At 53.4% G+C, this 26,208-nt stretch carries 26 protein-coding genes and 1 riboswitch; of the genes, 14 read left to right on the top strand and 12 right to left on the bottom strand.

What is annotated here, in order from left to right:
• Positions 1-10: 10 nt before the first annotated feature.
• The 4 genes from QMG44_RS09700 to yebS form a co-directional block, all read right to left on the bottom strand.
• Entirely contained in the window at positions 11-250 is a 240-nt protein-coding gene (locus QMG44_RS09700) for a YebV family protein (RefSeq protein ID WP_020883412.1), read from the bottom strand.
• 105 nt (positions 251-355) lie between these two features.
• Positions 356-1,798 (bottom strand): 16S rRNA (cytosine(1407)-C(5))-methyltransferase RsmF, encoded by a 1,443-nt coding sequence (gene rsmF, locus QMG44_RS09695; RefSeq protein ID WP_086532368.1) that lies wholly within the window; start codon positions 1,796-1,798, stop codon positions 356-358.
• Positions 1,799-1,874: 76 nt separating this feature from the next.
• Entirely contained in the window at positions 1,875-4,508 is a 2,634-nt protein-coding gene (locus QMG44_RS09690) for a PqiB family protein (RefSeq protein WP_020883414.1), read from the bottom strand.
• The gene (gene yebS, locus QMG44_RS09685; protein ID WP_020883415.1) at positions 4,477-5,760 is read right to left on the bottom strand and encodes a membrane integrity lipid transport subunit YebS; all 1,284 of its coding nucleotides are present in this window, start codon (positions 5,758-5,760) and stop codon (positions 4,477-4,479) included. The genes QMG44_RS09690 and yebS overlap by 32 nt, the downstream gene beginning before the upstream one ends.
• A gap of 132 nt (positions 5,761-5,892) precedes the next feature.
• Here yebS and QMG44_RS09680 point away from each other — a divergent pair, with 132 nt between their 5' ends.
• From QMG44_RS09680 to htpX, 4 genes are all read left to right on the top strand, one after another.
• The gene (locus tag QMG44_RS09680) at positions 5,893-6,390 is read left to right on the top strand and encodes a GAF domain-containing protein (protein WP_086532369.1); all 498 of its coding nucleotides are present in this window, start codon (positions 5,893-5,895) and stop codon (positions 6,388-6,390) included.
• 96 nt (positions 6,391-6,486) lie between these two features.
• Positions 6,487-7,173 (top strand): RNA chaperone ProQ, encoded by a 687-nt coding sequence (gene proQ, locus QMG44_RS09675; protein WP_014170612.1) that lies wholly within the window; start codon positions 6,487-6,489, stop codon positions 7,171-7,173.
• 19 nt (positions 7,174-7,192) lie between these two features.
• Positions 7,193-9,241, top strand: a complete 2,049-nt coding sequence (prc, locus tag QMG44_RS09670) for a carboxy terminal-processing peptidase (protein ID WP_020883416.1) — start codon at positions 7,193-7,195, stop codon at positions 9,239-9,241.
• A gap of 193 nt (positions 9,242-9,434) precedes the next feature.
• The gene (gene htpX / locus QMG44_RS09665; protein ID WP_014170610.1) at positions 9,435-10,316 is read left to right on the top strand and encodes a protease HtpX; all 882 of its coding nucleotides are present in this window, start codon (positions 9,435-9,437) and stop codon (positions 10,314-10,316) included.
• 48 nt (positions 10,317-10,364) lie between these two features.
• On the opposite strand, the gene QMG44_RS09660 is transcribed toward htpX, so the two are convergent.
• The gene (locus QMG44_RS09660; RefSeq protein ID WP_063858486.1) at positions 10,365-11,738 is read right to left on the bottom strand and encodes an MFS transporter; all 1,374 of its coding nucleotides are present in this window, start codon (positions 11,736-11,738) and stop codon (positions 10,365-10,367) included.
• Between the two features lie 178 nt (positions 11,739-11,916).
• On the opposite strand from QMG44_RS09660, the gene kdgR reads away from it, so the two are divergent.
• Complete coding sequence (gene kdgR / locus QMG44_RS09655) at positions 11,917-12,708, top strand: DNA-binding transcriptional regulator KdgR (protein WP_014170608.1); 792 nt, start codon at positions 11,917-11,919, stop codon at positions 12,706-12,708.
• A gap of 64 nt (positions 12,709-12,772) precedes the next feature.
• On the opposite strand, the gene QMG44_RS09650 is transcribed toward kdgR, so the two are convergent.
• A complete protein-coding gene (locus QMG44_RS09650; RefSeq protein WP_020883418.1) occupies positions 12,773-13,012 on the bottom strand; it encodes a YobH family protein in 240 nt (79 codons plus the stop codon).
• A gap of 159 nt (positions 13,013-13,171) precedes the next feature.
• On the opposite strand from QMG44_RS09650, the gene mgrB reads away from it, so the two are divergent.
• The 7 genes from mgrB (at position 13,172) to rlmA (ending at position 18,406) form a co-directional block, all read left to right on the top strand.
• Positions 13,172-13,315: a PhoP/PhoQ regulator MgrB gene (mgrB, locus tag QMG44_RS09645; protein WP_014170606.1), complete on the top strand. Its 144-nt coding sequence runs from the start codon at positions 13,172-13,174 to the stop codon at positions 13,313-13,315.
• 74 nt (positions 13,316-13,389) lie between these two features.
• Positions 13,390-13,680, top strand: a complete 291-nt coding sequence (locus QMG44_RS09640) for a YebO family protein (protein ID WP_014170605.1) — start codon at positions 13,390-13,392, stop codon at positions 13,678-13,680.
• Between the two features lie 23 nt (positions 13,681-13,703).
• A complete protein-coding gene (locus QMG44_RS09635) occupies positions 13,704-14,693 on the top strand; it encodes an MBL fold metallo-hydrolase (RefSeq protein ID WP_086532370.1) in 990 nt (329 codons plus the stop codon).
• A gap of 526 nt (positions 14,694-15,219) precedes the next feature.
• On the top strand, positions 15,220-15,336 hold the full coding sequence (locus tag QMG44_RS09630) for a DUF2627 domain-containing protein (protein WP_032611517.1): 117 nt from the start codon (positions 15,220-15,222) through the stop codon (positions 15,334-15,336).
• Positions 15,337-15,375: 39 nt separating this feature from the next.
• Positions 15,376-15,585 carry a transcription antiterminator/RNA stability regulator CspE gene (gene cspE, locus QMG44_RS09625; RefSeq protein WP_001062678.1) on the top strand — a complete coding sequence of 70 codons (210 nt, stop codon included), beginning with the start codon at positions 15,376-15,378 and terminating at the stop codon, positions 15,583-15,585.
• Between the two features lie 231 nt (positions 15,586-15,816).
• On the top strand, positions 15,817-17,523 hold the full coding sequence (gene ftsI / locus QMG44_RS09620; RefSeq protein ID WP_074172492.1) for a peptidoglycan glycosyltransferase FtsI: 1,707 nt from the start codon (positions 15,817-15,819) through the stop codon (positions 17,521-17,523).
• Positions 17,524-17,590: 67 nt separating this feature from the next.
• On the top strand, positions 17,591-18,406 hold the full coding sequence (gene rlmA / locus QMG44_RS09615) for a 23S rRNA (guanine(745)-N(1))-methyltransferase (protein WP_086532371.1): 816 nt from the start codon (positions 17,591-17,593) through the stop codon (positions 18,404-18,406).
• Here the strand turns inward: rlmA and mntP are convergent.
• From mntP to manX, 5 genes are all read right to left on the bottom strand, one after another.
• Positions 18,403-18,969, bottom strand: a complete 567-nt coding sequence (gene mntP, locus QMG44_RS09610) for a manganese efflux pump MntP (protein ID WP_014170601.1) — start codon at positions 18,967-18,969, stop codon at positions 18,403-18,405. The genes rlmA and mntP overlap by 4 nt on opposite strands.
• Positions 18,970-18,979: 10 nt before the next feature.
• A riboswitch (yybP-ykoY riboswitch) is annotated at positions 18,980-19,169 on the bottom strand.
• Between the two features lie 198 nt (positions 19,170-19,367).
• The gene (locus QMG44_RS09605; RefSeq protein WP_086532372.1) at positions 19,368-19,826 is read right to left on the bottom strand and encodes a DUF986 family protein; all 459 of its coding nucleotides are present in this window, start codon (positions 19,824-19,826) and stop codon (positions 19,368-19,370) included.
• Positions 19,827-19,880: 54 nt separating this feature from the next.
• Positions 19,881-20,732: a PTS mannose transporter subunit IID gene (locus QMG44_RS09600; protein ID WP_006810994.1), complete on the bottom strand. Its 852-nt coding sequence runs from the start codon at positions 20,730-20,732 to the stop codon at positions 19,881-19,883.
• 12 nt (positions 20,733-20,744) lie between these two features.
• Positions 20,745-21,545 carry a PTS mannose transporter subunit IIC gene (gene manY, locus QMG44_RS09595; protein WP_014170599.1) on the bottom strand — a complete coding sequence of 267 codons (801 nt, stop codon included), beginning with the start codon at positions 21,543-21,545 and terminating at the stop codon, positions 20,745-20,747.
• A gap of 47 nt (positions 21,546-21,592) precedes the next feature.
• The gene (manX, locus tag QMG44_RS09590) at positions 21,593-22,555 is read right to left on the bottom strand and encodes a PTS mannose transporter subunit IIAB (RefSeq protein WP_014170598.1); all 963 of its coding nucleotides are present in this window, start codon (positions 22,553-22,555) and stop codon (positions 21,593-21,595) included.
• 265 nt (positions 22,556-22,820) lie between these two features.
• Between manX and QMG44_RS24305 the strand changes: the two genes are divergently transcribed.
• Positions 22,821-23,030 (top strand): protein YoaL, encoded by a 210-nt coding sequence (locus tag QMG44_RS24305; RefSeq protein ID WP_404997239.1) that lies wholly within the window; start codon positions 22,821-22,823, stop codon positions 23,028-23,030.
• Entirely contained in the window at positions 23,018-24,577 is a 1,560-nt protein-coding gene (gene yoaE, locus QMG44_RS09585; RefSeq protein WP_014170597.1) for a CNNM family cation transport protein YoaE, read from the top strand. The genes QMG44_RS24305 and yoaE overlap by 13 nt, the downstream gene beginning before the upstream one ends.
• Positions 24,578-24,583: 6 nt before the next feature.
• Here the strand turns inward: yoaE and QMG44_RS09580 are convergent, their stop codons facing one another.
• Complete coding sequence (locus tag QMG44_RS09580; protein ID WP_020883423.1) at positions 24,584-26,182, bottom strand: EAL domain-containing protein; 1,599 nt, start codon at positions 26,180-26,182, stop codon at positions 24,584-24,586.
• Between the last annotated feature and the right edge of the window lie 26 nt (positions 26,183-26,208).

The raw sequence follows: 26,208 nt of genomic DNA, 5'->3' as shown, positions 1-26,208 counted from the left end.
TCTCTTTAGGTCAGGCAAGACGCATGACCCAGGCATCGGATTGACTATCGTAATGCTCACGGTAAAGGACTGAGTGTTCGCCATCAAGTATTGCCGGTACGCTGGTATCGGCATCCCAGGCATCCAGTTGCATGCACAAATCCGGGTCGGATTTGCAGGGAATACTTAACGTTCGTTCGCCCTGTGCTTCGCCGCGCAATTCTGCGTCGTCGATTTCGAAAGCGCCAATACGCACGCTGGTTTTCGTCATATTGCTCTCCGGGTGTGTTATCAAAATCTGGTATGACCAGTATGGACATCCATTTTTGATCGTAGACAAGGAGAGCAAAATCGCCAGTAAAAAAATGCGCTTTTTTCAGCCGGTGCGATCGTTACCGGTAAACAATCGCCCATCACGAACCAGCTCTCGCGGATAGCTGTTTTTCAGTCGTGAGCCTACCTTTTTCGCCAGCCCTAACGGATAACCCTGATAGGTCACCACCACTTCATCATGCGATGGCGTGTTGTCCGGATATACATCACGGCCCCGGTACCACTCTTCGGCTTCCTGGTGCGTCAGGGCGAACGTATTCTCGCTGCCGGCGAGGGCGATAACAGCCTCATGCTGCCAGCGATAGCCTTTATTGTGCACTTCCGCCAGGCGGATCCCGATGCGGGAAAAACGTACCTTGCCGATAAGCGGCTCAATATTTGCCGGGAAAAGCCAAATCTCTTTATCGCGAATCCAAAGATGGCATGTGTCATCCCAGGCCAGCCCGACCTTAGCGGCGGCGGTAGTGACTTGCTCCGCCTCACGCCTTTTCATGGGGGCGAAGGGGAAATTGCCGACCTTAAACGTCGGGGCTGGCAGTGGCTCAACCGTCTGCGTTTTACGCAACCGTGCGACAAAAAAACCTTCGCAGTCATAAATCTGGGGGAAAACGTGCAGAAATCCTTCAGGCGTGACGGCTTCATTGGCTGAAGCGAACAAGCCGTTTAACGGCAGGAACTCGACGGCATCAGGGTATTGCGCCTTGAGCCACAGACAGACGTCCTCGTTCTCGTCACGGTTTAAGGTGCAGGTCGAATAAACCAATGTGCCACCGGGACGCAGGGCATGGAAGGCGCTGTCGATCAGTTCGCGCTGGGTGGCGGCAATCTCAAGGTTACTCTCCACAGACCAGTTTTTTAACGCATCAGGATCTTTACGCACCACCCCTTCGCCGGAGCAGGGCGCGTCCAGCAGGATGGCATCAAACGCTTCTGGCAGGGCTGCGCCAAATACGCGGCCATCGAAGTGCGTCAGGGCAACGTTATGGATCCCGCAGCGGCTGATGTTAGCGTGCAGAACTTTAACGCGACTGGCTGAAAACTCGTTGGCGAGAATGGCCCCGCGATTCCCCATCCTGGCGGCAATCTGAGTGGTTTTGGAGCCCGGCGCGGCAGCGACATCCATGACGCGTTCCGGCGCATTATCATCCGCAAACAGGGCGGCAACCGGCAGCATCGAGCTGGCTTCCTGGATATAAAACAGACCACTCAGATGTTCTGCGGTACTGCCCAATGGCAACGACGCTTCGTCATCCCGTTCAATCCAAAAACCCTCTGCACACCACGGTACTGGCGTCAGTTGCCAGTTATACGGCGAGACCAGCGCCAGAAAATCGGCGACGCTTATTTTCAGCGTGTTGACGCGAATACTCCGGCGCAACGGTCGCTGACAGGCGGCGATAAAATCGTCTAACGAGAGGTGAGAAGGAAGCGCCTCGCGCATCTGCGCCAGGAATTGTTCAGGAAGAAATACGGAGTTTTGAGCCACGTGCACACCACAGGGAAAAGTTCAGGGGCGCATTGTAACATAAAGGCTCCGGTGCGTTGACACCGGAGCCCTGAGATTAACGCGGCAGGGCAGTGCCCCATTCACGCCACTCTTTCGGCTCGCTTTCGAGCAGCAGGAAGTGTTTGCCCGGTTGCGCTTTCGGCGCCAGCGGCGTCCCCGGTGGTGTAGCGAAAGCAATACCGCCACGAATGAACTGGTTGAAGGTGCCGGTTTTCACCACCCCGCCCGTCAGACCGAAGTCCAGTGAATAGCCGGAGGCCAGCCAGAACACCGAGTTATTACGCACCAGGTGCTGGTAACGATCGCTGATGCGTAATGCCACCATCACGCGGTCAGAGAGCGTACCGAGCGTCAGGCCCGTCACTGTGCCCACCTCAATCCCGCGGAACAGCACCGGTGTGCCGATGTTCAGCGAGCCTGCTTCCGGCACTTCCACCACAATGCTCAGGCCATCCAGATAGCGAGAGTCAGTGATCGTGGCTTCCTGCAGTTCAAAGTCACGGCGAGCATTCCCTTTACCGGGTTCGACGTTGATATAAGGCTGCAGGATAGTGTCGAGGTGCTCAACGCCAGCGGCCGAAATCTGTGGCGTCACCACCGAGAAGCGGGAGCCTGAGCGGGCGAAGGTTTGAACATATTCCGGGTAGAGCACGGCGGTGGCCTGCACCTCGTTACGCGCGGTGATAAGCGTCAGCTTCTGGATCTGCCCGATATCAATACCCAGATAACGGATGGGCATCCCTTCCGCCAGCTTCCCTGCATCAAAAGCATGCAGGGTAATCTGTCCGCCAACGGCACGGGCCGCGGTTTCAGACGGGAAGAGAATACGCTTATCGCCTTTGCGCAGGTTTGCACCCGCACCGCTGAGGTTATCGAAGCTGATCGCTCCGCGCAGCGCACGTGAAAGCGGGGAGGCCTGCACGGTCAGTCCGTTACCGTTAAGCTGCACTTTCGCACCACCTTCGGCCCAGAACACGCTATTCGGGGTCAGCAACTTGCGATACTCCGGTTTGATATGCAGTTCGATATCAAACGCGTCCGCATGAGGGCGTACGGCAATCACTTCCCCGACCTCAAACTTACGGTACAGCACAACGGAGCCAGCCTGGACATCAGGAAGCGTCTCGGCGCTTAGCGTCAGTGTCGTGGTTGGGAGATCGCTCATGCTGTTTTCAATCGCTTTGTCCAGGTTGGCATACAGCGGATAACTGTCGCGCACCGGGCCTTTATTGCCCGGTAAAATGCGGATCCCGCCGTTAACCCATTCGCTGGCGCTGGCACCGAGGAACTCAACGCCGTCGAGGCCAACCTTGACGTCGACGCGGCTGTTCACCACGAATTTACTGTCGCCATGCACGAGGTCGCTGTATTGCGGATCGATAGCCACCGAGAAGCTCACGCCGTTTTCAGAGAGCGTACGCTCCAGCACCTGGCCCACCTGGACGCCATGCAGAATCAGCGGCTGGCCGGCTTCGATACCGTAACTTTCAGGCGCGGTCAGTTTTACCGTTACGACGCCCGGTTTTTGAAGTAGCGCTTTATCTGCCGGCGCAACAACGAAACTGTTGCTGGGTTGACCTTCACCGGGGATCAGTTCAAACGTATTGCCGGTCAGAAGATTGCTCAGGCTGGTATCGTTCAGAGACAGTTTTGGGCTGCGCATCTCGATACGCGTTTTTTCACGCAGGAGATCAACCACGCTCGGGTCGACGGTCATCTCACCGGTCACGGAACCGCCTGGATTGAGCGTCATTTTGGTGAGCTGCCCAACCTGCAATCCCTGATACATAAGCGGTGTGGAACCCGCTTTCAGCCCTTTAGCGTCGGGCAGGGCGAGTTTGACGATCACGCCGCGCTGGCTGTGCGCCAGGTCAGCATACAGTCCGAAGGTATCATCTGCCGTGGCCGGGCTGGAGTTTTCCGGAGAGTCGAAGGCAACGGCACCGTTGACCAGTGCGGCCAGGCTCTCGAGCTTCACTTTGGCACCGCTCAGGCTGAGGTCAGCATCCACGCCGGAGACGTTCCAGAAACGGCTGCCTTTTTTCACCAGGTTAGTGAAGCGGCGATCGATTAACACATCAATCGTCACGCCCTGTTTATTCGGGTTGATGGCGTAATCATAAACACGACCTACCGGAATTTTACGGTAATAAACCAGTGAGCCACTGTTGAGGGAACCCAAATCCGGTGCCTGCAGATGGATCATCAGATCGCCGTTATTCAGTCGGTATTTTGGTTGGGTATCCAGCGCAACAAAGTGATCCTGCGGTTCACCTTTACCCGGCATCATGCCGATGTAGTTACCGCCAACCAGTGCATCCAGCCCTGAAACACCCGCCAGAGAGGCCTTAGGCGTTACCAGCCAGAACTGCGTTTCGCTGCGCAGCGCATCCTGCATATCGGACTTAATGCTGGCGCGGACCTGAATTTTATTCAGCCCTTTTCCAAGGCTGATGTCCTGAACGGTACCCACTTCAACCCCCTGGAAGCGGACAGGGGTTCGCCCGGCCACAATGCCGTCGGCAGACTGGAAGTCAATGGTGATGGTGCTTCCGCGATCTTCATAGCTCGTCCAGATAAGCCAGCCTGCAATCATCAGGGCGATGACAGGCAGCAACCAGAATGGAGAAATGCGGCGTTTTGTTTTAATTCTCGCTTCAGTCGGCGAAGCGGGCGTTTCCTGACTCATGTGCATCCCAAAGTAAGCGGCTATCCAGCCATTCCACAGCAAGAATAGTCAATATCACCGCGGAGCCGAAATAAAAAGCTGCGGGTCCCATTGTAAAAGCCAATAACTGGTCGCGATTGATCAGCGACATCATCAACGAAATCACGAACAGATCCAACATCGACCAGCGGCCAATCCAGGTGACGAATCGCAAAAGCAGAATTCGGGTACGTAAACCTTGCTCACATTTGAAGTGAATACTCAGGAGCAGGGTAAACATCACCACCACTTTGGTAAACGGCACCAGAATACTGGCGATAAACACAATTGCCGCCACCCCCACGTTGCTGTGGGCGAGGGAGATGATCCCGGAGAGGATGGTATCCTCCTGGCGCCCACCATTCACGTAAATGATGGAAATCGGCAGCATATTGGCCGGGATCAAAAAGACCAGCGAGGCAATCAGCGCGGCCCAGCATTTTTGCAGACTGTTATTGCGCCGCAGTCTCAGGGGAATATGACACCGCGGGCAACGGCCACGTGGGTCGGGCAAGCCAGTATAGTGACACCCCAGACAGACCCGGAGACTTTCATCCGGTCGCGTGGCCGGGCGCTGAGGGTAAAAGCGTTCCCAGAGCTGTTCGACGTTCAGATGAATGAGTGTGAGGATGCTGAGCAAGACCAGACAAATAAATGCAAAGAGTCCGACCCCGGGCTGCAAGAATGCATAGTCCTGGACTTTTATGGACGCCACGCCGACGCCCACCAGGTAGATATCCAGCATGACCCACTCTTTCAGTTTGTCCAGCATCAGCAACACGGGGCGGAGATTCATCCCCAGAATGTTACCAAACCAAAGATAGGCAATGGCGGCGACCAGCACCAGCGGCGCGCCGACCGTACAGAACAGCACCATGGCGGCGGTGAGCGGGTCGCCCTGGCGCGTCATCTGCCAGATCCCCTGCAGTACGTTGGCATCAATACGCACACCAAGCAGGTACAGCTTCAGCAGCGGTTCGCCCCAGGCAAACGGCATAAGAAGCAGCATGGTGATGGCCATCGCGGCGAGACGGGTCAGCGACCAGTCGCGGCCGTCGCGAATTTTAGCGTCGCAGCGGGGGCAAAAAGCACTTTCATGCGATTTCATCTTCGGCAACATAAAAAGCGTATCGCACTGCGGGCAACGCTGATAATGTGCACGAGGCAAAGCTTCGCTTACCGTATGGACAGTTATCTTTTTTGTCGGCGTAATTTTGGTTGTTTTTAAGGCCATCAGCTGCGCACAAATAAGTATTGTTGAACGTTATATTAACTCATGAACGGATTCATCTTGAGCATGAGCGCATTTAATGCTTATTTTAATAGGCTATGCGGTAATTTTGTAAGACAACTAAGTGATTGAATAATGAACAAAACAGAATTCTACGCGGATCTTAACCGCGATTTTAAGGCATTGATGGCGGGTGAGACCAGCTTCTTAGCCACTCTGGCAAATACTAGCGCATTGCTGTTTGAACGGCTATCAGACGTTAACTGGGCCGGCTTTTACCTTCTGGAAGGTAAAACGCTGGTGCTTGGCCCGTTCCAGGGGAAAATTGCCTGCGTGCGTATTCCCGTAGGACGCGGCGTTTGTGGTACAGCGGTCGCGACTAATCAGGTACAGCGCGTCGAAGACGTCCATGCGTTTGACGGACACATTGCCTGTGACGCAGCCAGTAATTCTGAAATCGTTCTGCCTCTGGTGGTAAAAAATCAGATTATTGGCGTTCTGGATATCGACAGCACGGTCTTCAGTCGCTTCACAACCGAGGACGAACAAGGGCTGCGCGAGCTGGTGGCGAACCTCGAAAACGTTCTCGCCGCAACCGATTATCAAAAATTCTTTGCGAGCGTAGCAGGATAATCAACGGATAACGTAGCATTTACTGATAGCGTCATTATAATGACGCCTGTTCATGCCTGCGCTTGTTGGCAACGTCCGTTGTAATCAGGAAATTTCATGGAAAATCAACCTAAGTTGAATAGCAGTAAAGAAGTTATCGCATTTCTGGCCGAGCGTTTCCCACAGTGCTTCAGTGCTGAAGGTGAAGCTCGTCCCCTGAAAGTCGGTATTTTTCAGGATCTGGTGGCACGCGTTGAGGGGGAAATGAACCTCAGCAAAACTCAGCTTCGTTCCGCCTTACGTCTTTATACTTCGAGCTGGCGTTACCTGTACGGTATCAAAGCGGGCGCGACGCGTGTTGATCTTGACGGCAACCCTTGTGGTGAGCTGGACGAGCAGCACGTTGAGCACGCACGTAAACAGCTGGAAGAAGCCAAAGCACGCGTTCAGGCACAACGTGCAGAACAGCAAGCGAAAAAACGCGAAGCCGCAGCGGCAAACGGCCAGGAAGAAGCGCCTCGTCGTGAGCGTAAACCACGCCCAGCGCCGCGTCGTAACGATAATAACGATCGAAAACCGCGTGCTGACAAACCAGCAGCTAAAGCCCCGCGCGCCCCTCGTGAAGAGCCGCGCCATACGCCGGTTTCTGACATTAACGCCCTGAGCGTGGGTCAGGCACTGAAGGTGAAAGCGGGTAACAACGCAATGGACGCCACCGTACTGGAAATCACCAAAGATGGCGTTCGTGTACAGCTGACTTCTGGTATGTCAATGATTGTACGCGCAGAACACTTGTTGTTCTGAAACGGAGGCCAAGCCTGGCATGAACACTTTTTTTAAGCTCACCGCGTTGGCGGGCCTGTTTGCTATAACAGGCCATGCTTTCGCAGTGGACGATATCACGCGTGTTGATCAAATTCCGGTCCTCAAGGAAGAGACGCAGCACGCGACGGTGAGTGAGCGTGTGACCTCACGCTTCACCCGTTCGCACTATCGTCAGTTCGATCTCGATCAGGCCTTTTCGGCCAAAATCTTTGACCGCTATCTGAACTTGCTGGATTACAGCCATAACGTACTGCTCGCCAGCGATGTCGAGCAGTTCGCTAAGCGTAAATCAGGGGTGGGTGACGAGTTGCGTTCAGGCAAGCTGGATCTGTTCTACGATCTCTATAACCTGTCGCAAAAGCGCCGCTTTGAACGCTATCAGTATGCGCTGAAAGTGCTGGAACGTCCGATGGACTTCACCGGCAACGACACCTTTAATCTGGACCGCAGCAAAGCGCCCTGGCCGAAAGACGAAGCCGAGCTGAATGCGCTGTGGGATGGAAAAGTAAAATACGACGAGCTGAGCCTTAAGCTGACCGGCAAAGATGAAAAAGAGATCCGTGACACGCTGACGCGCCGTTACAAATTCGCTATTCGTCGTCTGGCTCAGACCAACAGTGAAGATGTTTTCTCACTGGCGATGACTGCTTTCGCTCACGAAATCGATCCGCATACCAATTATCTCTCGCCTCGCAATACCGAACAGTTTAATACCGAAATGAGCCTGTCTCTGGAAGGTATCGGTGCGGTGCTGCAGATGGACGATGATTACACCGTGATCAACTCAATGGTCGCCGGTGGCCCGGCGTCGAAAAGCAAAGCGATAAGCGTAGGCGATCGCATTGTTGGTGTGGGCCAAACCGGACAGAACATGGTCGATGTGATCGGCTGGCGTCTGGATGATGTGGTTGCGCTGATCAAAGGCCCGAAAGGCAGCAAAGTTCGCCTTGAAATTCTGCCAGCCGGTAAAGGCACCAAAACCCGTATCGTTACCCTGACGCGTGAGCGTATCCGCCTGGAAGACCGCGCGGTGAAAATGTCGGTGAAGACCGTGGGTAAAGAGAAGGTGGGTGTTCTGGATATCCCGGGCTTCTACGTTGGGCTGACTGATGATGTAAAAGTCCAACTGCAGAAGCTTGAAAAGCAGAACGTGAGCAGCGTCATCATCGACTTGCGCAGCAACGGTGGTGGGGCGCTGACCGAAGCGGTTTCACTGTCCGGGCTGTTTATCCCGTCTGGTCCGGTGGTTCAGGTGCGCGATAACAACGGTAAAGTACGAGAAGATGCCGACAATGATGGTGTGGTCTACTACAAAGGCCCGCTGGTGGTCTTGGTCGATCGCTTCAGTGCTTCCGCGTCTGAAATCTTTGCCGCCGCTATGCAGGACTATGGCCGTGCGCTGATTGTCGGTGAGCCGACATTTGGTAAAGGTACCGTACAGCAGTATCGTTCTCTGAATCGTATCTACGATCAGATGCTGCGTCCGGAATGGCCTGCACTGGGTTCGGTTCAGTACACCATTCAGAAATTCTATCGTGTGAACGGTGGCAGTACGCAGCGTAAAGGCGTGACGCCTGATATTATGATGCCGACAGGCACGGAAGAGACTGAAACCGGCGAGAAGTTTGAAGATAACGCATTGCCGTGGGATAGCATTAACGCCGCGACCTACGTGAAAGCGGGTGATATGACGCAGTTTGGTCCTGAACTGCTGAAAGCGCACAACGATCGCATCGCCAAAGATCCGGAATTCCAGTACATCATGAAGGACATTGCTCGTTTCAATGCCCTGAAAGATAAGCGGAATATTGTTTCTCTCAACTACGCTCAGCGTGAGAAAGAGAACAACGAAGATGATGCAACGCGTCTGGCGCGTATCAACGATCGCTTCAAGCGTGAAGGTAAGCCTCTGCTTAAGAAACTGGACGATCTGCCAAAAGATTACCAGGAGCCGGATCCTTACCTCGACGAGACGGTGCATATCGCTCTTGACCTGGCGAATCAGGAAAAGGCGAAGCCCGCCGTGCAACCCGCACCGGCAAAATAATCCCCCAACAGGCACAAGAAATTGTGCCTGTTTCTTTTTGTTCCGCATTCTCCCGTCAGGCAAATTTCCAATTGTGTAAAGTTGTGTCTTTCTGGTGACTTACGCCCGATGGATGCTTGAAAATAGCCGTAATACCCATACGATGTGGGTAATCGCATAGTGCGCTTTGTTAAACTGAGGTTAAAAGAAAATTATGATGCGAATCGCGCTCTTCCTGCTCACCAACCTTGCGGTGATGGTGGTTTTCGGGCTCGTGCTAAGCCTGACAGGAATTCAGTCGAGCAGCGTTCAGGGTCTGTTGATTATGGCGCTGCTGTTTGGTTTTGGTGGCTCATTCGTTTCACTTCTGATGTCGAAATGGATGGCACTGAAATCGGTAGGTGGTGAAGTCATTGAGCAACCGCGTAACGATATGGAACAGTGGCTGATGAATACTGTGGCTCAGCAATCGCAGCAGGCGGGTATCGCCATGCCGCAGGTGGCCATTTACCACGCGCCAGATATTAACGCCTTTGCCACAGGTGCCCGCCGTGATGCGTCTCTGGTTGCCGTCAGCACCGGGTTGTTGCAGAACATGAGCCGTGACGAAGCCGAAGCGGTTATCGCTCACGAAATCAGCCATATCGCGAACGGGGACATGGTCACCATGACCCTGATCCAGGGCGTAGTGAACACCTTTGTTATCTTCATCTCCCGTATTCTGGCGCAGATCGCGGCAGGCTTTATGGGCGGGAACCGCGATGAAGGGGAAGAGAGCAACGGCAACCCGCTGATCTACTTCGCGGTTGCGACGGTACTGGAGCTGGTATTCGGTATTCTGGCCAGCATCATCACCATGTGGTTCTCCCGTCACCGTGAGTTCCATGCGGATGCCGGCTCGGCGAAACTGGTTGGTCGTGAGAAGATGATTGCCGCGCTGCAGCGTCTGAAAACCAGCTATGAACCGCAGGAAGCGACCAGCATTATGGCATTCTGCATTAACGGTAAATCAAAATCGCTGAGCGAACTGTTTATGAGTCACCCGCCGCTGGATAAACGTATCGAAGCGCTGCGCAGTGGTGAATACCTGAAGTAACGCTAAGAAGAGCAATGAGCCGGGCTGGTGATATCCGCCCGGCTTTTTTTATGCCTGTACTCTGGGCTGGGTAATGCGCAGCCCGCTGATGATGGCGGCGAGGGTGGCAAGGGCGCCTGCGGTGAAAAGTGCAACGTGGTTGCCATTTTGCCCGGCAAGATTAAACATCAGCGCGACCAGGGCCGCGCCGGTGCTTTGTCCCAGCAGACGTGCGGTGCCCAACATACCGCTGGCACCACCGCTGCGATGGCGCGGCGCTGAGGTGATGATGGTGTGGTTGTTAGGCGACTGGAACAGACCGAACCCTGCACCGCACAGGATCATGCGCCAGATGATATCCAGATCGGTGGGTGATGAGGGGAGTAGTGCGAGTGCGAACAGCCCCGTAGCCATGACCGCGAGCCCCAGCGCGCCAAGCAATCCGGCGTGGACGCGCTCAATCAAATACCCTGCCAGCGGCGCCATTACCATCGTCGCCAGTGGCCACGGCGTTAACAGCAGTCCGGTCTCGACTTCAGTACGTCCCACCACACTTTGCAGGAAGAAGGGCAGAGAGACCAGGGCCAGCATCTGAGCGCAGAATGAGCAAACAGAAGTACAAATCGAGAGAGAAAAAAGAGGAATACGCAGCAGGTCGACAGGCAATAAAGGGACAGGGAGCGCGAGCTGGCGGCGTACAAAGAAGAAGCCAATCACCAGCAGCGCAATGAGCTCCGCGGCGGTAAGTATAAGGGACTGACCTTGTGCAAAGCCGCTCAGGGCAGTAATCAGCAGGCCAAAGGTCAGGGCATTCATCACTGCGCTGATAAGGTCAAAACGTGGCATCGTGCTTTTGGGACCGTTCGCGGGAAGATAGCGCAGAGCAAAGAAGAGGGCCACAATACCCAGCGGTACGTTAATGGCGAATAACCACTGCCAGGACGCGACAGAGAGTATGGCCGCCGCAAGGGTTGGCCCGGCCGCAGACGAGACGGCGACAATAAACGAGTTTATCCCCATACCGCGTCCCAGATGACGCTGCGGATAGATTAAGCGGATCAACGCCGTGTTGACGCTCATCAGTGCCGCCCCCCCAAAGCCCTGCGCTATACGCGCAAGCGTCAGAGTATGCAGCGAATCAGAAAGGGCACAGAAAAGTGAAGTAAAGGTGAACACCAGCAGGCCGCATTGATACACCCGTCGGTAACCGAACATATCGCCCAGGAAAGAGAACGAGAGCAGTGAAACCACGATCGCTATCTGATAGGCATTGACTATCCATATAGAACTGGCAGGGGAGGCATGCAGGTCGCTGGCAATGGTTGGCAGGGCAACGTTAGCGATTGCACCGTCAAGGACGGCCATTGAAATACCGATAACAATCGTGGCGATAGCGCCATACCGCTGGGGCAAAGGCAGGCCATCGGACAGGTTTTTTTCCATTAGGGATGAAAAGCTCAGTGTGAAATTATTCTCAGGGTAACTATTTTAGCATCGTTATTTCAGTTTTATGTCGCAGATTTGTAACGAAGTAAACGAGGATCGATTGCAGGTAACATGACGGGAATTTATAATAAAAACCGGTTCTGATTTTTATAAAACACTCTCTATGAGGTGGTAAATGGCAATTGCAGATTTGGATAAACAGCCAGATTCTGTTTCTTCCGTGCTGAAGGTGTTTGGCATCTTACAGGCGCTCGGAGAAGAGCGTGAAATTGGTATTACAGAGTTGTCGCAGCGTGTGATGATGTCGAAAAGCACCGTTTATCGCTTTTTGCAAACCATGAAGTCACTGGGTTACGTCGCACAGGAAGGCGAGTCTGAAAAGTATTCTCTGACGCTGAAACTGTTCGAGCTCGGGGCCCGTGCGCTGCAAAACGTGGATTTGATCCGCAGCGCAGATATCCAGATGCGTGAGATCTCTCGCCTGACCAAAGAGACTATCCACCTGGGGGCACTGGATGAAGACAGCATTGTCTACATCCATAAAATCGACTCCATGTACAACCTGCGCATGTATTCACGCATCGGTCGTCGTAATCCGCTTTACAGTACCGCGATTGGCAAAGTGCTGCTGGCGTGGCGCGATCGCGAAGAAGTGAAGCAGATCCTCGAAGGCGTGGAATATAAGCGCAGTACTGAACGCACCATTACCAGCACTGACGAGTTATTGGCCGTGCTCGACAAAGTACGGGAGCAGGGGTATGGCGAAGATAACGAAGAGCAGGAAGAAGGGCTGCGCTGTATCGGTGTGCCGGTATTTGACCGCTTTGGCGTTGTCATTGCCGGGTTGAGTATCTCTTTCCCGACCCTGCGCTTTTCTGAAGAACGTCTGCATGAGTATGTGGCGATTCTCCATACAGCCGCACGCAAGATTTCTGAACAAATGGGCTATAACGACTACCCGTTCTGATCCTTACGGGCACAAAAAACGCCGCACACAGTGCGGCGTTTTTTATCAGTATCAATCGGAGTGATTAGCCGTTATCAATGACGACGGATGTTTTACGCAGAACCGGACAGTTGGTTAAACCAATGATCCCGCTGTCAGAATGAATATATTGTGCCGTGCTCATGCCCTGCGCGGTCATGTATTTGCATTGAATACCTAATCCAGCGGCGTTTTCGGTGCTTCCCACAAGCACGCCATAGCCGGTTAACAGAAGGCCAACCCATACTACGGCCAGTGCAATAATTGTACGAATGATTAAATGCATCATTGCCTCTTTATCTTTGTTGTCATGCAGTAAGCCTAAACGGTTTACTCTATGAAACAAGTGCATGATTCTGAAAACGACCAGATGGCGGTACAGTTAGTCCTTGTTTAAGATAGCCGTGATAACCTGGTTATATCGGGCCTTTAGACGGAGTGTGGAGTGAAAAAAATACGCTGGGTGATTCTGATTATTGTGCTGGTAGCCTGTGTGGTGTTGTGGACGCAGACTATCAATGTGATGTGCGATCAGGATGTACAGTTTTTTAGCGGCGTTTGCGCAATCAATAAGTTTATTCCGTGGTAACACGCATTTTTTCTCAAGGTGATTTCCTTCCTTCGCACCAGTGGTAAGATAGACGTTTTTATTGAGGTGGTGAAATGGGTGAGTTACTGAATTCAGGGCTGCTAAATATGGCATCCCTGATGATCTCGTTGGTTGTTCTGCTGGTGGGGCTTGTCATTTGGTTTTTCGTAAACCGTGCCAGTTCCCGTACAAACGAGCAGATCGAACTGCTGGAAGCGCTGCTTGACCAACAAAAACGTCAGAATGCGCTGTTACGTCGTCTGTGCGAGGCTAACGAACCAGAAGAGAAAGAGTCGGCGAAAGACGCGGTTGCTGAAGACAACACTGAGCAGGATGACTTTATCCGCCTGGTGGCTGAGCGTTAATTTGTCTTATCCGGGAGGTGGCTGTGGTCTGGAAAAATCCCTGGTATGACCCCTCCCTGAAACATCACACACCGAACGGTTTTCGTAATACTGACCCCGTCGGGCATCAGCCCGGTGACGTTGATCGCTGGCGAAAAGCGCGCAAAGAAGCTGGCTTACCCCGCCCCCCGGCAAACGGATATGAGGACTTTATCCGCCAGTGGTGGCAGCCGGCAACGCTTAAGCAGCCGCAGGAAAATGGGGTATGGTGGCTCGGACACGCAAGCCTGTTGTTGCACATTGATGGCAACACCCTGCTGACCGACCCCGTTTTTTCTCGCCGCGCCTCTCCCTTACCTTTCCTCGGACCACAACGTAAAACGCCTCCCGCTCTGTCTGTCGAACAGCTCCAGCAGCTCGATGCAGTGGTTATTTCCCATAATCATTACGATCATCTGGATGACGCGACCATTCGCCGGATCCTTAAACGCTTCCCCGACGTCACTCTGTTTGTTCCCTTAGGTCTGGGAGACTGGTTTCGCCGCCGGGGGGCAAGACGCATTGTTGAGCTCGACTGGTGGCAGAGTTTCACCTGGCAGGGGATAACGCTGTCCGCCGTACCGGCGCAGCACTGGAGTATGCGCACGTTCTGGAACCGCAATCGCTCCCTGTGGTGTGGCTGGGTGTTTGAAGGGCGGCATCATCGTTTCTGGTTCAGCGGCGACACGGGCTATTCACCTGAACTGCTGCGGATACCGGAAAGGCTGGGTAAAATTGACGCCGCGGCGTTGCCCGTTGGCGCTTATGCACCACGGTGGTTCATGGCCATACATCATATGGATCCGCAATCTGCCGTTGCGTTGTGGCAACAGTTGGGATGCCCACTGGCGTTTCCCATTCACTGGGGCGTGTTTGAACTGGCTGATGAATCGCTTGATGACCCCGTGCGAGAGTTAACTGCAGTCCTCGATAATTTAGCACCGGTTAATAATTCCTTCAGGATACTGAAAATTGGTGAATATTTATCCTTATAAACGAAGCGCTGGATTGTTGCATATATTCTGTATGTCTAAGGTCTAAAGAATGTTTTATTTTTATCGAAACGTTTTGCTTGCCTTGTTTTGATGCAGAGTCATAAAAATTTCATTATTTTGGTGCATAACATTCTTTATTAGCTGGTGCTTTTTAATACAGTTTAGCGTGAAGGATTAACATTGTATTTCCACTGTAACAATACAGGGGCGTTACAATGATTTAAGCATAAGTTTTCACAAATTGTTCTAACTCAATCAATGTAGGGGTTTTTTCTTAGCGGGTTGCTGGACGCACTGGAATGATTGAGCTATGTTAAAAAAGTCTTAGATAACAGCGGTTGTGAAAGCAACGGCGAGTCTGTGTAAGTGAGCAGGGCTGTCCATATGTCATGCGCATAATTGTGCAAAAGCATACCGGCACAGTTCGAATTTGTGCGGCGGATCGAGACATGTTTAAAAATGGCTTGCCATATTAAACATAGTGTGTGATAACACGTTTTGGGTCAAACGAGGTACAGTTCTGTTTATGTGTGGCATTTTCAGTAAAGAAGTCCTGAGTAAACACGTTGTCGTTGAATACCGCTTCTCTGCCGAACCTTATATTAGTGCCTCATGCAGTAATGTCTCAGTTTTATCTCAGTAATGCCTGCGGGCTAAGAAAACACTCTAAGGAATTTTGCAAATGGCAAAGATTAAAGGTCAAGTTAAGTGGTTCAACGAGTCTAAAGGTTTTGGTTTCATTACTCCTGCTGACGGCAGCAAAGATGTGTTCGTACACTTCTCTGCAATCCAGGGTAACGGCTTCAAAACTCTGGCTGAAGGCCAGAACGTTGAGTTCGAAATTCAGGACGGCCAGAAAGGCCCAGCTGCAGTTAACGTAACTGCTATCTGATCGAACCACTGCTGACTGAAGCACGTAGTACTTCACTCTCAGACATAAAGCCTCGCATATAGCGGGGCTTTTTTATGTGCCTTATCTTTCAAAATATTACCATCCCCGCTCTTGTTAGTAACTTGTTGCAAAGCTACGAGGTTAGTAGCACTGTTTTCCCTCCCTCCGGCCGTCTTTTCCCGTTAAATCAGGGCGTTGTTTAACAGTCCTGGGGTTCAGGTGAAGAAGAAAATGATAACGACCGCCGGCAATTTCACGCCGGCGCGTTTTGCGCTGCTCTGTTTAGCCATTTTTTGCAGTCTGGCGTTTTTGCTGGGCCGCGTTGCCTGGCTGCAAATTATTAAACCTGACAACCTGGTCAAGCAGGAGGATATGCGATCGCTGCGCGAACTGCCGATTGATGCTCCCCGTGGAATGATCATGGATCGTGAGGGCCGGCCGCTGGCGGTCAGTGTCCCGGTCAGGGCCGTGTGGGCCGACCCAAAAACGGTGCTGGCAAAAGGGGGCGTGGGCTTTGACGATCGCTGGCAGGCGCTGGCGAATGCGTTACATCTCTCCCTGAACACCCTGTCATCACGGATAAACGCGAATCCACAGGGGAGGTTCATCTACCTTGCCCGGCAGGTGGATCCTGCTCAGGCAAAATGGATCGATAAGCTGAATTTGCCGGGTATCAATTTACGCGATGAATCACGCCGTTTTTATCCTGCCGGGCATGTGGCGGCAAACCTGATTGGTTTCACCAATATTGACGGTCAGGGTATTGAGGGGGTGGAGAAAAGTTTCAACAACCAGCTAACAGGCAAGCCGGGCGTCCGCCAGGTCAGAGAAGACCGTTACGGTCGCGTGGTGGAGAATCTGACGGAAGTCGCGCCGGTGCCTGCGCACAATATTCAGCTCAGTATTGATGAGCGCCTGCAAACCATCACCGAAGATGCGCTAGATAACGCAGTGGCCTGGAACAAGGCGGAGTCGGGGGCATCAGTGCTCATTAATATCCCCACCGGTGAAATCCTCGCGATGGCGAGCTATCCGGATTTCAACCCCAATAACCGCCAGGGCGCGACAATAGACGATTTTCGTAACCGTGCCATCAGCGATACGTTCGAGCCAGGTTCAACCGTGAAGCCGCTTGTGCTGATGACGGCATTGCAACAGGGGCTGGTGCAGCCTGACAGCGTCATTGACACCCATCCGTATATGCTTGACGGGCACCGCATTCGGGATGTGGGTTACTACCCTGAACTCTCGATGACCGGGATCCTGCAAAAATCGAGCGACACCGGCGTATCTCGCCTCTCGCTGGCGATGCCTGTTCAGCACCTGATTGATACCTACCGGAACTTTGGTTTTGGTACAAACACCGGGCTTGGCTTAACCGGCGAGAGCGCCGGTCTGTTACCCCAGCGTAAATACTGGAGCCAGCTCGACAGAGCGACCTTCGCCTTTGGCTATGGTCTGATGGTTACCCCCCTCCAGCTGGCGCACGTCTATGCCACCATCGGCGGCTTCGGGCTGGAACGACCCCTCTCAATTACCCGTATCGATCCGCCCGTTATCGGGCACAGAGTCATGCCGGAAGAGATTGCTCATCAGGTCGAGCATATGATGGAGAGCGTTGCGCTGCCGGGCGGGGGCGGCGTTAAGGCTGCGGTGCGTGATTACCGTGTGGCGGTGAAAACCGGTACGGCGAAGAAAATCGATGACAGCGGCAAATATGTCGATAAATATGTCGCCTATACCGCGGGCGTCGCGCCTGCCAGCGATCCGCGTTTTGCGCTGGTGGTCGTGATTAACGATCCTCAAAACGGGGCGTACTATGGCGGCGCCGTCTCCGCACCGGTATTCAGCGAGATTATGGGTAACGTATTGCGTCTTGAGAACGTCAAACCCGATGGTCTGGCGCCTGATTCCTCGCACCTTATCGTCATGCGTTAACCCAGGCGTTTTATACCGGGGCGAATAGCGGTACACTTCGCCCTTTGATTTACGCCCCGGAGTTGCCATGCCCTTCAGTTGTCCCCTTTGCCACGCGCGTCTGACGCGATCAGAAAAAAGTTATGCCTGTCCGCAGGGACATCAGTTTGATATGGCGAAAGAAGGCTACGTGAATCTTCTGCCGGTGCAGCATAAGCGCTCGCGCGATCCGGGTGACAGTGCTGAGATGATGCAGGCACGCCGGGCATTTCTCGACGCCGGGCACTATCAGCCACTCAGAGAGGCCGTCGCGCAATTGCTGGAAGATAATCTGACTGACAGTGCAGCAGGCGTGCTGGATATTGGCTGCGGGGAAGGGTATTACACCGCGCGGTTTGCTGAGGTTGCACAAGAGAAGGGCGCGCAGACATTTGGTCTGGATGTTTCCAAAGTGGCTATCCGCGCGGCGGCAAAACGCTACTCCGGCGTGACGTTCTGCGTGGCATCGAGCCACCGACTGCCGTTTGACGATGCCAGCATGGATGCGGTTATCCGCATCTATGCGCCCTGTAAGGCGCAGGAGCTGGCACGCGTTATCAAACCGGGCGGATGGGTCATTACCGTCACGCCAGGTCCCCGACATCTGATGGAGCTCAAAGGGCTTATCTATGATGATGTTCGGCTGCATGCGCCACATTCTGAGCAACTGGCGGGCTTTACGCTGAAGCAGGAGCAGACGCTGGCCTACGAGATGAACCTGGCAGGGGAAGAAGCTGTAGCGTTGTTGCAGATGACGCCATTTGCATGGCGGGCAAAACCGGACGTGTGGGAAACCTTAGCGGAGCAAACAACGTTTCGCTGCCAGACAGATTTCAGTATCCACTGCTGGCAGCGTGAAGATTAACCGGCGAAGTGTGCCCAGAGGATCTGGGCACCAATGCCAATCAGCACGATACCGCCCAGGATCTCGGCGCGTTTGCCCAGCAGAGGGCCAATAAACCGCCCAACCATCATTCCCAGCGTCGACATAATCAGCGTGGCACAACCAATGGCCAGCGCGGTCGCAATAATATTGACCTGCAGGAATGCCAGGCCCACACCGACGGCCATGGCGTCGAGACTGGTGGCGATGGCGGTGGTCACCAGCAGCCAGAAACCGTGGCGGTGCTGCGGCTCGTCTTCCTCATCGCCATTGCCGCGAAAACCTTCAATCACCATTCGCCCCCCCAGAAATACGAGCAGCACGAAAGCGATCCAGTGGTTCCACTCCAGTATGAACTGGCTTGCCAGCATACCAAGACCCCAGCCGATGAGCGGTGTCAGCGTTTCGATAGCACCAAAGATAAGGCCTGTGCGTAGCGCTTCAGAGAATTTGGGTTTGTGCAGCGAGGCACCTTTACCGATGGAAGCGGCAAAAGCGTCCATGGACATACCGAAAGCAAGAAGAAGGGTTGCGGAGATATTCATTAAAGCGTCCAGACCGGGAGATATCCATATGACACGTCACTGCCCCCAGTAAACAGCAGTTGATGTATCTATGGTCTCGCCTGACCGCCTTGCACAAATCTGTGCGGCAAACGGTCCGTACGTGCCACGTTTTTCAACGAGTATGTTGACACGTACATTTCCTGCGAACAGGAAATCAGCTACTCCCCAACGACGGGCGCAACCTTAACATATTTTGAGAATATAAAACAACAATGAAACGGCATTATTTCGTCAAGGTGTTGATAACGATTTTCATTTAGATTTATGCGTGAAAATAACGTTAATAAATATAAGAGAAATGACAGAATGGAATATAGCTTTGGCTATATCAGGTGCGCAAAATAAACGCAGAATATAGCCAAAGCTATGTGGTTAACTTACTGAATTTTAAGCATAAGTTTGTATATTCTTTCCAGGTCGTCAATATTCTTGACCCGAATAAGCAGCCGGCGTTGCTCTAATTGCATCACCAGTACACCATCTTCCGATAAATTCATCTCTTTAATACGGTTATATTCTATCCATACATTGGCGAAGAAAAACCCGCGGCTTTTAAAAATGATTTTCGGAACACGGATCCAGAACAGATAAATCGCCATTAATGCCAGCGCACATAATAACCATGTGGTTAATATTGCACCATGACCGGTCACGTTGTTGTATATAAGAATGACGATGAGACCGGCGAAGATAAACGCATCCACGCGACCGCGTCGCAGAAGGGGCAGGGAGAGCAGCGTTTCGCCGTGGCGGCGGGGCATGATGAACTCGTCATAGATCGCATATGCCAGAAGGGCCACAATAAACAAAACCAGTACGATGTCCGTGACAGTCATTCATCCTCCAGATAAAAAAACCGGGGGCAAGCCCCCGGCGTATTACGTGATGTCTTACAGGCCCAGCAGACCGACAGCGTAGCCCGCGATACCGATGACGAAGAAGCCAACAATGATCCACAGCGGGTTAACTTTCTTACGCAGCAGCCACATACAGGCGAAGGTCAGCAGCAGCGGTACCAGACCCGGCATCAGCTGGTCCAGAATCGTCTGCACGGTGGTAACACGGGTCTGACCATCCTGACCGGTGATGGTGGACACCACCAGCGGGATGTTCACGTGCGTCCACTTGTTAACCAGTGCCCCCATGACAAACAGGCCGAGGATTGACGCCCCCTCAGTCAGTTTCTGCAGGAAGCCGCCGCCCATATCCTTAACGATGTCCACCCCTTTACGGTAACCGTAAGCCACACCGTAGTAACGGGTCAGCAGACGTACCGCATTGAACAGGATGAAGAACAGCAATGGCCCAAGCAGGCTTCCGCTCATGGCGATACCGGCACCCAGCGCCGCGAAGACCGGACGCACGGTACCCCAGAAGATCGGGTCACCGACGCCTGCCAGCGGACCCATCAGACCGACTTTGATACCGTTGATGGCACCATCGTCAATCTCTGCGCCGTTTGCACGCTGCTCTTCCATCGCCAGCGTCACGCCCAGAACCGGAGCCGCCACATAAGGATGGGTGTTAAAGAATTCCAGGTGACGCTTAATCGCCTGACGGCGCGCTTCGTTGTTTTCCGGATACAGGCGTTTGATAGCCGGTACCATGGAGAAACAGAAGCCCAGCGCCTGCATACGTTCGAAGTTCCATGAACCCTGAAACAGGTTAGAACGGATGAACACGCCACGAATATCACCCGGAGTGAGTTTTTTCTCGGTGGTAGTTTTTGTCATATCAACCATTTCGCTCACCTGCTAGTCCAGTTCGTTATCGAGATCGTTATTACCAGCAGCCTGCGCTGGGGCACCCGCAACGCGGTTATATTTCGGGCTGAGCTGGATGTAGAGAATCGCCATCACTGCACCAATCACACCCAGCGCAACCAGGTTGAAGTTGGTGAACGCAGCAGTAACGAAGCCGAGGTAGAAGAACGGCATCAGGTAGCCTGCGCGCATCATATTGATAACCATCGCATAACCAACCACCACAATCATACCGCCTGCGATGTTCAGACCGCCGGTGACCACTTCTGGAATGGCGTTCAGCATGCTCTGTACTTCGCTGGTACCGACGGAGATCGCAACGATAACGGCCGGGATCGCGATACGCATCGCCTGCAGGAACAGGGACGAGACGTGGATCCAGGAGAGCGCCGTCAGGTTGCCATTTTCGGCCGCCTTATCCGCCGCGTGCTGGAAGGCCACGGTGATAGTACGCACGATGATGGTCAGTACCTGACCTGCTGCTGCCAGCGGGATGGCTAGGGCAATACCTGCACCGATACTCTGGTGACCGGCAATAACCAGAACCGTAGAAATGATGGACGCCAGCGCGGCATCAGGCGCAACTGCCGCACCGATGTTCATCCAGCCCAGGGCAATCATTTCCAGGGTACCACCGATGATGATCCCGGTTTTCATATCACCCAGAACGGCACCAATCAACGTACAGGCCACCAGAGGGCGGTGGAACTGAAATTCATCAAGTACGGATTCCATACCCGCAATACACGCGACGATGAACACCAGCACAATCTGAAGAGTGGTAATCTCCATTGTACTTCTCCTATTACATAAGCTTTATGTGAAAAACCGGCGCGGGCTTATTTCCCAACTTTACCGATCAGATCCATCATTTTCAGTTTCTGATCCGTGGAAACCTTACGGGCTTCCAGTTCGATACCGCGTGCATTCAGCTTGTTGAATGCCTCGATATCTTTCGCATCGACTGAAATGGCGTTGTTGACCTGCGTTTTGCCCTGACGGAATGCCATACCACCAATGTTTACGGAGGTAATTTTCACGCCGCCTTCAACCAGGCGTTCAACGTCTGTCGGGTTTGTGAACAGCAGCATCACGCGCTCGCCCGCATATTTCGGGTTGTTATAAACGCGGATCATTTTGGCGACATCCACCACGTGCGCGGTAACGCCAGGAGGAGCAACCTGTGTCAGAAGGGTTTTACGTACGGTATCAGCAGCAACTTCGTCGCTGACGACAATAATGCGTCGAACGTTGGTCTCTTTGGTCCAGCGCGTTGCCACCTGGCCGTGGATTAAACGGTCATCGATACGGGCAAGGCCGATCACCATGTAATCATTCGGGCCCATGGGCTTCGCCGGGGCTGCGGCTTTTGGCGCCGCGGCCACTGGAGCAGGCTTCTCAACCGGTTGTGCTTTCAGCGCTTTCACGCCTTCGCGACCGGTTTCAACTGCCAGAGCGACCAGTTCATCGAAACTCGGATTGTCGTCGCGTGCCATGAAGGTTTCCACCAACATGGGGATATTCACCCCGGCGACAACTTCATAATGCTCTTTATCGACGACAATGCGGCTGGCAGCATTGAACGGACTGCCTCCCCATGTATCAACGAGAAACAGCACGCCTTTGCTGGTATCCAGTTTCTGCAGTTGAGCAGTGTACTTCTCAATCAGCGTTTCAGCGTTTTCACCGGGAACGAAATCGATCCAGCCGACGTTTTCCTGCTCACCCAACAGCATCTCTGCTGTTTTGAGTAACTGCTCTGCAGCCCAACCATGTGTGCCTATGACAATAGCAATGGTCACTTGCTACCTCCTTTTATTATCATTAATACGCCTGCCAGGCAGTCGCACTGTGAATCGTATCTGGCCAACCGAATCGATTCAGAAAAGGGTTAGAGTTAAAAAACTAAGACTTCCGCGAATTATTTTAGATAGTGAAAAAATAATTTATGTGATGAAGATCCGTAATTTAGCTATGGGTTACAGAATTATCTGTAAGGTAAAGCAGCTGTGTTACAGATCTTTGCAAAGGAACGTAAATCTTTGCTAAAAACGCATTGTCTCTGATATGTTTAGCCTCCGTTTAATTGTTCAGGAGTATAGGGCTAAAGCCCACTATATGGACCGTCACCGACGTCAGTCATCCTCCAGGCCATTCCGCGCCTGTTTCACCGGCGATCCTCGCCACATATCGACTCTGTCTACCTCTGTTTTGCCCACGTTGAGTGGGGCACCGTTTGGTCATTCCGTAAGCAGGAGCGTTTCATGGAATTCTTAATGGACCCGTCAATCTGGGTGGGATTGCTCACGCTGGTCGTGCTTGAGATTGTTCTCGGCATTGATAACCTGGTGTTTATTGCCATCCTTGCGGACAAACTGCCGCCAAAACAACGTGATAAAGCGCGTCTGATCGGCCTCTCTCTGGCACTGGTCATGCGTCTGGCACTGCTGTCCGTGATCTCGTGGATGGTTACGCTGACGAAGCCGCTTTTTTCCGTCATGGATTTCACTTTCTCCGGCCGTGATTTGATCATGCTGCTCGGGGGGATATTCCTGCTTTTCAAAGCGACGACAGAGCTTCACGAGCGGCTGGAAAATCGCCAGCACGATGATGGACACGGTAAAGGCTATGCCAGTTTTTGGGTCGTGGTACTGCAGATCGTGGTGCTTGATGCGGTCTTCTCACTGGATGCGGTGATCACGGCTGTCGGCATGGTGAACCACCTCCCGGTGATGATGGCTGCGGTGGTTATCGCGATGGCGGTGATGCTGCTGGCGTCTAAGCCACTGACGCGCTTTGTGAATCAGCATCCGACGGTCGTGGTGCTCTGCCTTAGCTTCCTGTTGATGATTGGTCTGAGCCTGGTGGCGGAAGGTTTTGGCTTCCATATACCAAAAGGCTACCTGTACGCAGCCATTGGCTTCTCGATCCTCATCGAGCTGTTTAACCAGATTGCACGACATAACTTTATCAAGCAGCAGTCTACCCAGCCGCTGCGTGCGCGTACGGCTGATGCGATTCTGCGTCTGATGGGCGGTCGCCGTCAGGTCAACGTGCAGAATGACAATGAAAGCCGTAACCCGGTTCCCGTCCCGGAAGGGGCATTTGTGGAAGAAGAGCGCTATATGATTAACGGCGTGCTCTCCCTGGCCTCCCGCTCGCTGCGCGGCATCATGACCCCGCGCGGTGAAATCAGCTGGGTCGATTCCCGCCTGAGCGTTGATGAGATTCGCCAGCAGTTGCTCTCTTCACCGCATAGCCTGTTCCCGGTATGCCGGGGTGAACTGGACGAAATCATCGGCGTGGTGCGTGCGAAAGAGATGCTGGTGGCGCTGGAAGAGGGGATTAACGTCGAAGCCGTCGCCGCCGCATCACCGGCGATTGTGGTGCCGGAAACGCTGGATCCTATCAACCTGCTTGGCGTCCTGCGCCGCGCACGCGGTAGCTTTGTTATTGTCACCAATGAATTTGGTGTGGTGCAGGGTCTGGTGACGCCGCTTGACGTGCTTGAAGCCATTGCCGGTGAATTCCCGGATGCGGATGAAACCCCGGAAATTGTCTCCGACGGTGATGGCTGGCTGGTGAAAGGCACCACCGATTTGCATGCGCTGCAGCACACGCTGGGTCTGGAAAACATCATCAACGATGAAGAGGACATTGCGACCGTGGCTGGGCTGGTTATTGCCGTCAACGGACAAATCCCGCGGACCGGCGATATCATCGAACTGCCTCCGCTGCAGATCACGATAATCGAAGCGAATGACTATCGCGTCGATATGGTGCGCATTGTTAAAGAGCAGTCGGCCCACGACGAAGAAGAGTAACTGAGCCTAGCGTAACGGCATCAGCGGAACGATATGCCCGTTACGCGGTGCTGGCGGAGACGAACTCTCCGCCAGCCATTGCGGAAATTCCCTCAGCGGCATAGGCTGCGCAAACAAAAATCCCTGCAGTACCTCTACCCCGTGATGACGCAAATACCGCGCCTGCTCGGGCGTTTCTACCCCTTCAGCCACCAGCTCAATGCTAAGCCGTTGCCCGAGCGCAATGATGATGTCCGTCACCGTGGAGTTCACGGCATCAGTGCCGATAGCGCTGGTAAAGGACTTATCAATTTTCAGCACGTCCGGATGCAGCTTTTCCAGCCACGAGAGTGAGCTATTGCCGGTGCCAAAATCATCAATGGCCAGCTTCACGCCCTGACGGTGTAACTCTCTTACAATGCGATAATCCACGTCCTGCAGCGCGTCACGCTCCGTCAGCTCCACAATCAGCTGCTGGGTGGGATGCGCGCTGAACCAGTAGCGGTTCAGGTCCTGAATGAGCGTTCCATGCCGGAAATGGCTGGCGGCGGCGTTGATGCCAATGTGGAAGCCGGGCGTTGCCGGAAAATAGCCAATCTGACTCACCGTCTCGTTAATGACGTAACGTGTGAGAGGGATAATCAGGTTGTGCTCTTCGGCGAGCGGAATAAAAACGTCCGGGGAGATCCATCCCTGACGGGGGTTGTTCCAGCGCAGCAGGATCTCCACCCCCACGCATTTCTGCGTGCGGGCATTCAGCAGCGGCTGGCAAAACAGCTCAAATTCACGCGCGGCCAGGCCAAGGTTAATTTCCCAGGTAAAGCTCATGCGGTTCGCGGTCGCAAGCCAGGCGACGTAACCCATCAGCAGACTGAGCATCAGCGCCAGCGGCAGCTGAGAGGGCAAATATATCAACGCCAGCTCGCTGGCTCCCGGGCCACTGACGGTAATGGTGAACGGGAAATGGCTGGATTGCTGGCGCAGAACCCTCTCATCATCGTTTATTGTCAGCGAGTCGGAGACATTTTCACCGTAGCGCAGGTATTTATCCCCCACGGTCAGGGCCACGTCGGTGATAAGCGGGCGCTGTGGCTCCAGCATCAGGCGAGTGATGAGATCGATATTCACAATCTGCATCACACCATCTTCTCCGCTATCAGAAACCGGATACCACTGGATCAGGATCGGGCTTCCCTTAAGCAAGGATTTGTCGGTGGAGAGCACCAGCTTGGTTTCGGCGGAGGGCAGGGCAGGCTGAATCTCTCGCAACGGGACGTCGCGATTGCCGAAAATACTTGAACAGTAAAGGATACCGTCTTTGACCAGTGCAATTGAGCGCACCGTTTGCAGTGAGGCCGCTTGTTTTCGTAACACTAAATGCGCCTGCGAGCAGGGCGCTCCGACCAGTGCCAGCAGCGGGTTGCGCCCTTTTTCCAGCGGCAATAAGACGTTATCCAGCACGTTGACGGAGTGCGCCGCAAAGTTCAGGGTGTTTTGCTGATTTACGTTACGCTGTGAAATAAAGCGTATACCCAGCGTAATGATGAGCGTAAGAAGCGCAACCATCACGCAGACGATGACGCGTTTTCGGCGATACTTTTTTATGATCCTCTGTGCTGTTTGCATGGGAGGCCGCCCAATACGCCTTCAGC

The sequence above is a fragment of the Enterobacter sp. 200527-13 genome (assembly GCF_027924865.1).
In the GTDB taxonomy this organism is placed as follows: domain Bacteria; phylum Pseudomonadota; class Gammaproteobacteria; order Enterobacterales; family Enterobacteriaceae; genus Enterobacter; species Enterobacter ludwigii.
Note: the sequence above shows the minus strand (reverse complement) of the source record. Positions and strands in the feature narration are given on the sequence as shown.

Excerpts from the sequence above, each read along its gene's own strand:
- QMG44_RS09700 (WP_020883412.1), bottom strand. The coding sequence starts at position 250 with ATGACGAAAACCAGCGTGCGTATTGGCGCTTTCGAAATCGACGACGCA.
- QMG44_RS09690 (WP_020883414.1), bottom strand. The coding sequence starts at position 4,508 with ATGAGTCAGGAAACGCCCGCTTCGCCGACTGAAGCGAGAATTAAAACA.
- yebS (WP_020883415.1), bottom strand. The coding sequence starts at position 5,760 with ATGGCCTTAAAAACAACCAAAATTACGCCGACAAAAAAGATAACTGTC.
- QMG44_RS09680 (WP_086532369.1), top strand. The coding sequence starts at position 5,893 with ATGAACAAAACAGAATTCTACGCGGATCTTAACCGCGATTTTAAGGCA.
- proQ (WP_014170612.1), top strand. The coding sequence starts at position 6,487 with ATGGAAAATCAACCTAAGTTGAATAGCAGTAAAGAAGTTATCGCATTT.
- prc (WP_020883416.1), top strand. The coding sequence starts at position 7,193 with ATGAACACTTTTTTTAAGCTCACCGCGTTGGCGGGCCTGTTTGCTATA.
- htpX (WP_014170610.1), top strand. The coding sequence starts at position 9,435 with ATGATGCGAATCGCGCTCTTCCTGCTCACCAACCTTGCGGTGATGGTG.
- QMG44_RS09660 (WP_063858486.1), bottom strand. The coding sequence starts at position 11,738 with ATGGAAAAAAACCTGTCCGATGGCCTGCCTTTGCCCCAGCGGTATGGC.
- kdgR (WP_014170608.1), top strand. The coding sequence starts at position 11,917 with ATGGCAATTGCAGATTTGGATAAACAGCCAGATTCTGTTTCTTCCGTG.
- QMG44_RS09650 (WP_020883418.1), bottom strand. The coding sequence starts at position 13,012 with ATGCATTTAATCATTCGTACAATTATTGCACTGGCCGTAGTATGGGTT.
- QMG44_RS09640 (WP_014170605.1), top strand. The coding sequence starts at position 13,390 with ATGGGTGAGTTACTGAATTCAGGGCTGCTAAATATGGCATCCCTGATG.
- QMG44_RS09630 (WP_032611517.1), top strand. The coding sequence starts at position 15,220 with ATGTGTGGCATTTTCAGTAAAGAAGTCCTGAGTAAACACGTTGTCGTT.
- cspE (WP_001062678.1), top strand. The coding sequence starts at position 15,376 with ATGGCAAAGATTAAAGGTCAAGTTAAGTGGTTCAACGAGTCTAAAGGT.
- ftsI (WP_074172492.1), top strand. The coding sequence starts at position 15,817 with ATGATAACGACCGCCGGCAATTTCACGCCGGCGCGTTTTGCGCTGCTC.
- rlmA (WP_086532371.1), top strand. The coding sequence starts at position 17,591 with ATGCCCTTCAGTTGTCCCCTTTGCCACGCGCGTCTGACGCGATCAGAA.
- mntP (WP_014170601.1), bottom strand. The coding sequence starts at position 18,969 with ATGAATATCTCCGCAACCCTTCTTCTTGCTTTCGGTATGTCCATGGAC.
- QMG44_RS09605 (WP_086532372.1), bottom strand. The coding sequence starts at position 19,826 with ATGACTGTCACGGACATCGTACTGGTTTTGTTTATTGTGGCCCTTCTG.
- QMG44_RS09600 (WP_006810994.1), bottom strand. The coding sequence starts at position 20,732 with ATGGTTGATATGACAAAAACTACCACCGAGAAAAAACTCACTCCGGGT.
- manY (WP_014170599.1), bottom strand. The coding sequence starts at position 21,545 with ATGGAGATTACCACTCTTCAGATTGTGCTGGTGTTCATCGTCGCGTGT.
- QMG44_RS24305 (WP_404997239.1), top strand. The coding sequence starts at position 22,821 with ATGTTTAGCCTCCGTTTAATTGTTCAGGAGTATAGGGCTAAAGCCCAC.
- yoaE (WP_014170597.1), top strand. The coding sequence starts at position 23,018 with ATGGAATTCTTAATGGACCCGTCAATCTGGGTGGGATTGCTCACGCTG.
- QMG44_RS09580 (WP_020883423.1), bottom strand. The coding sequence starts at position 26,182 with ATGCAAACAGCACAGAGGATCATAAAAAAGTATCGCCGAAAACGCGTC.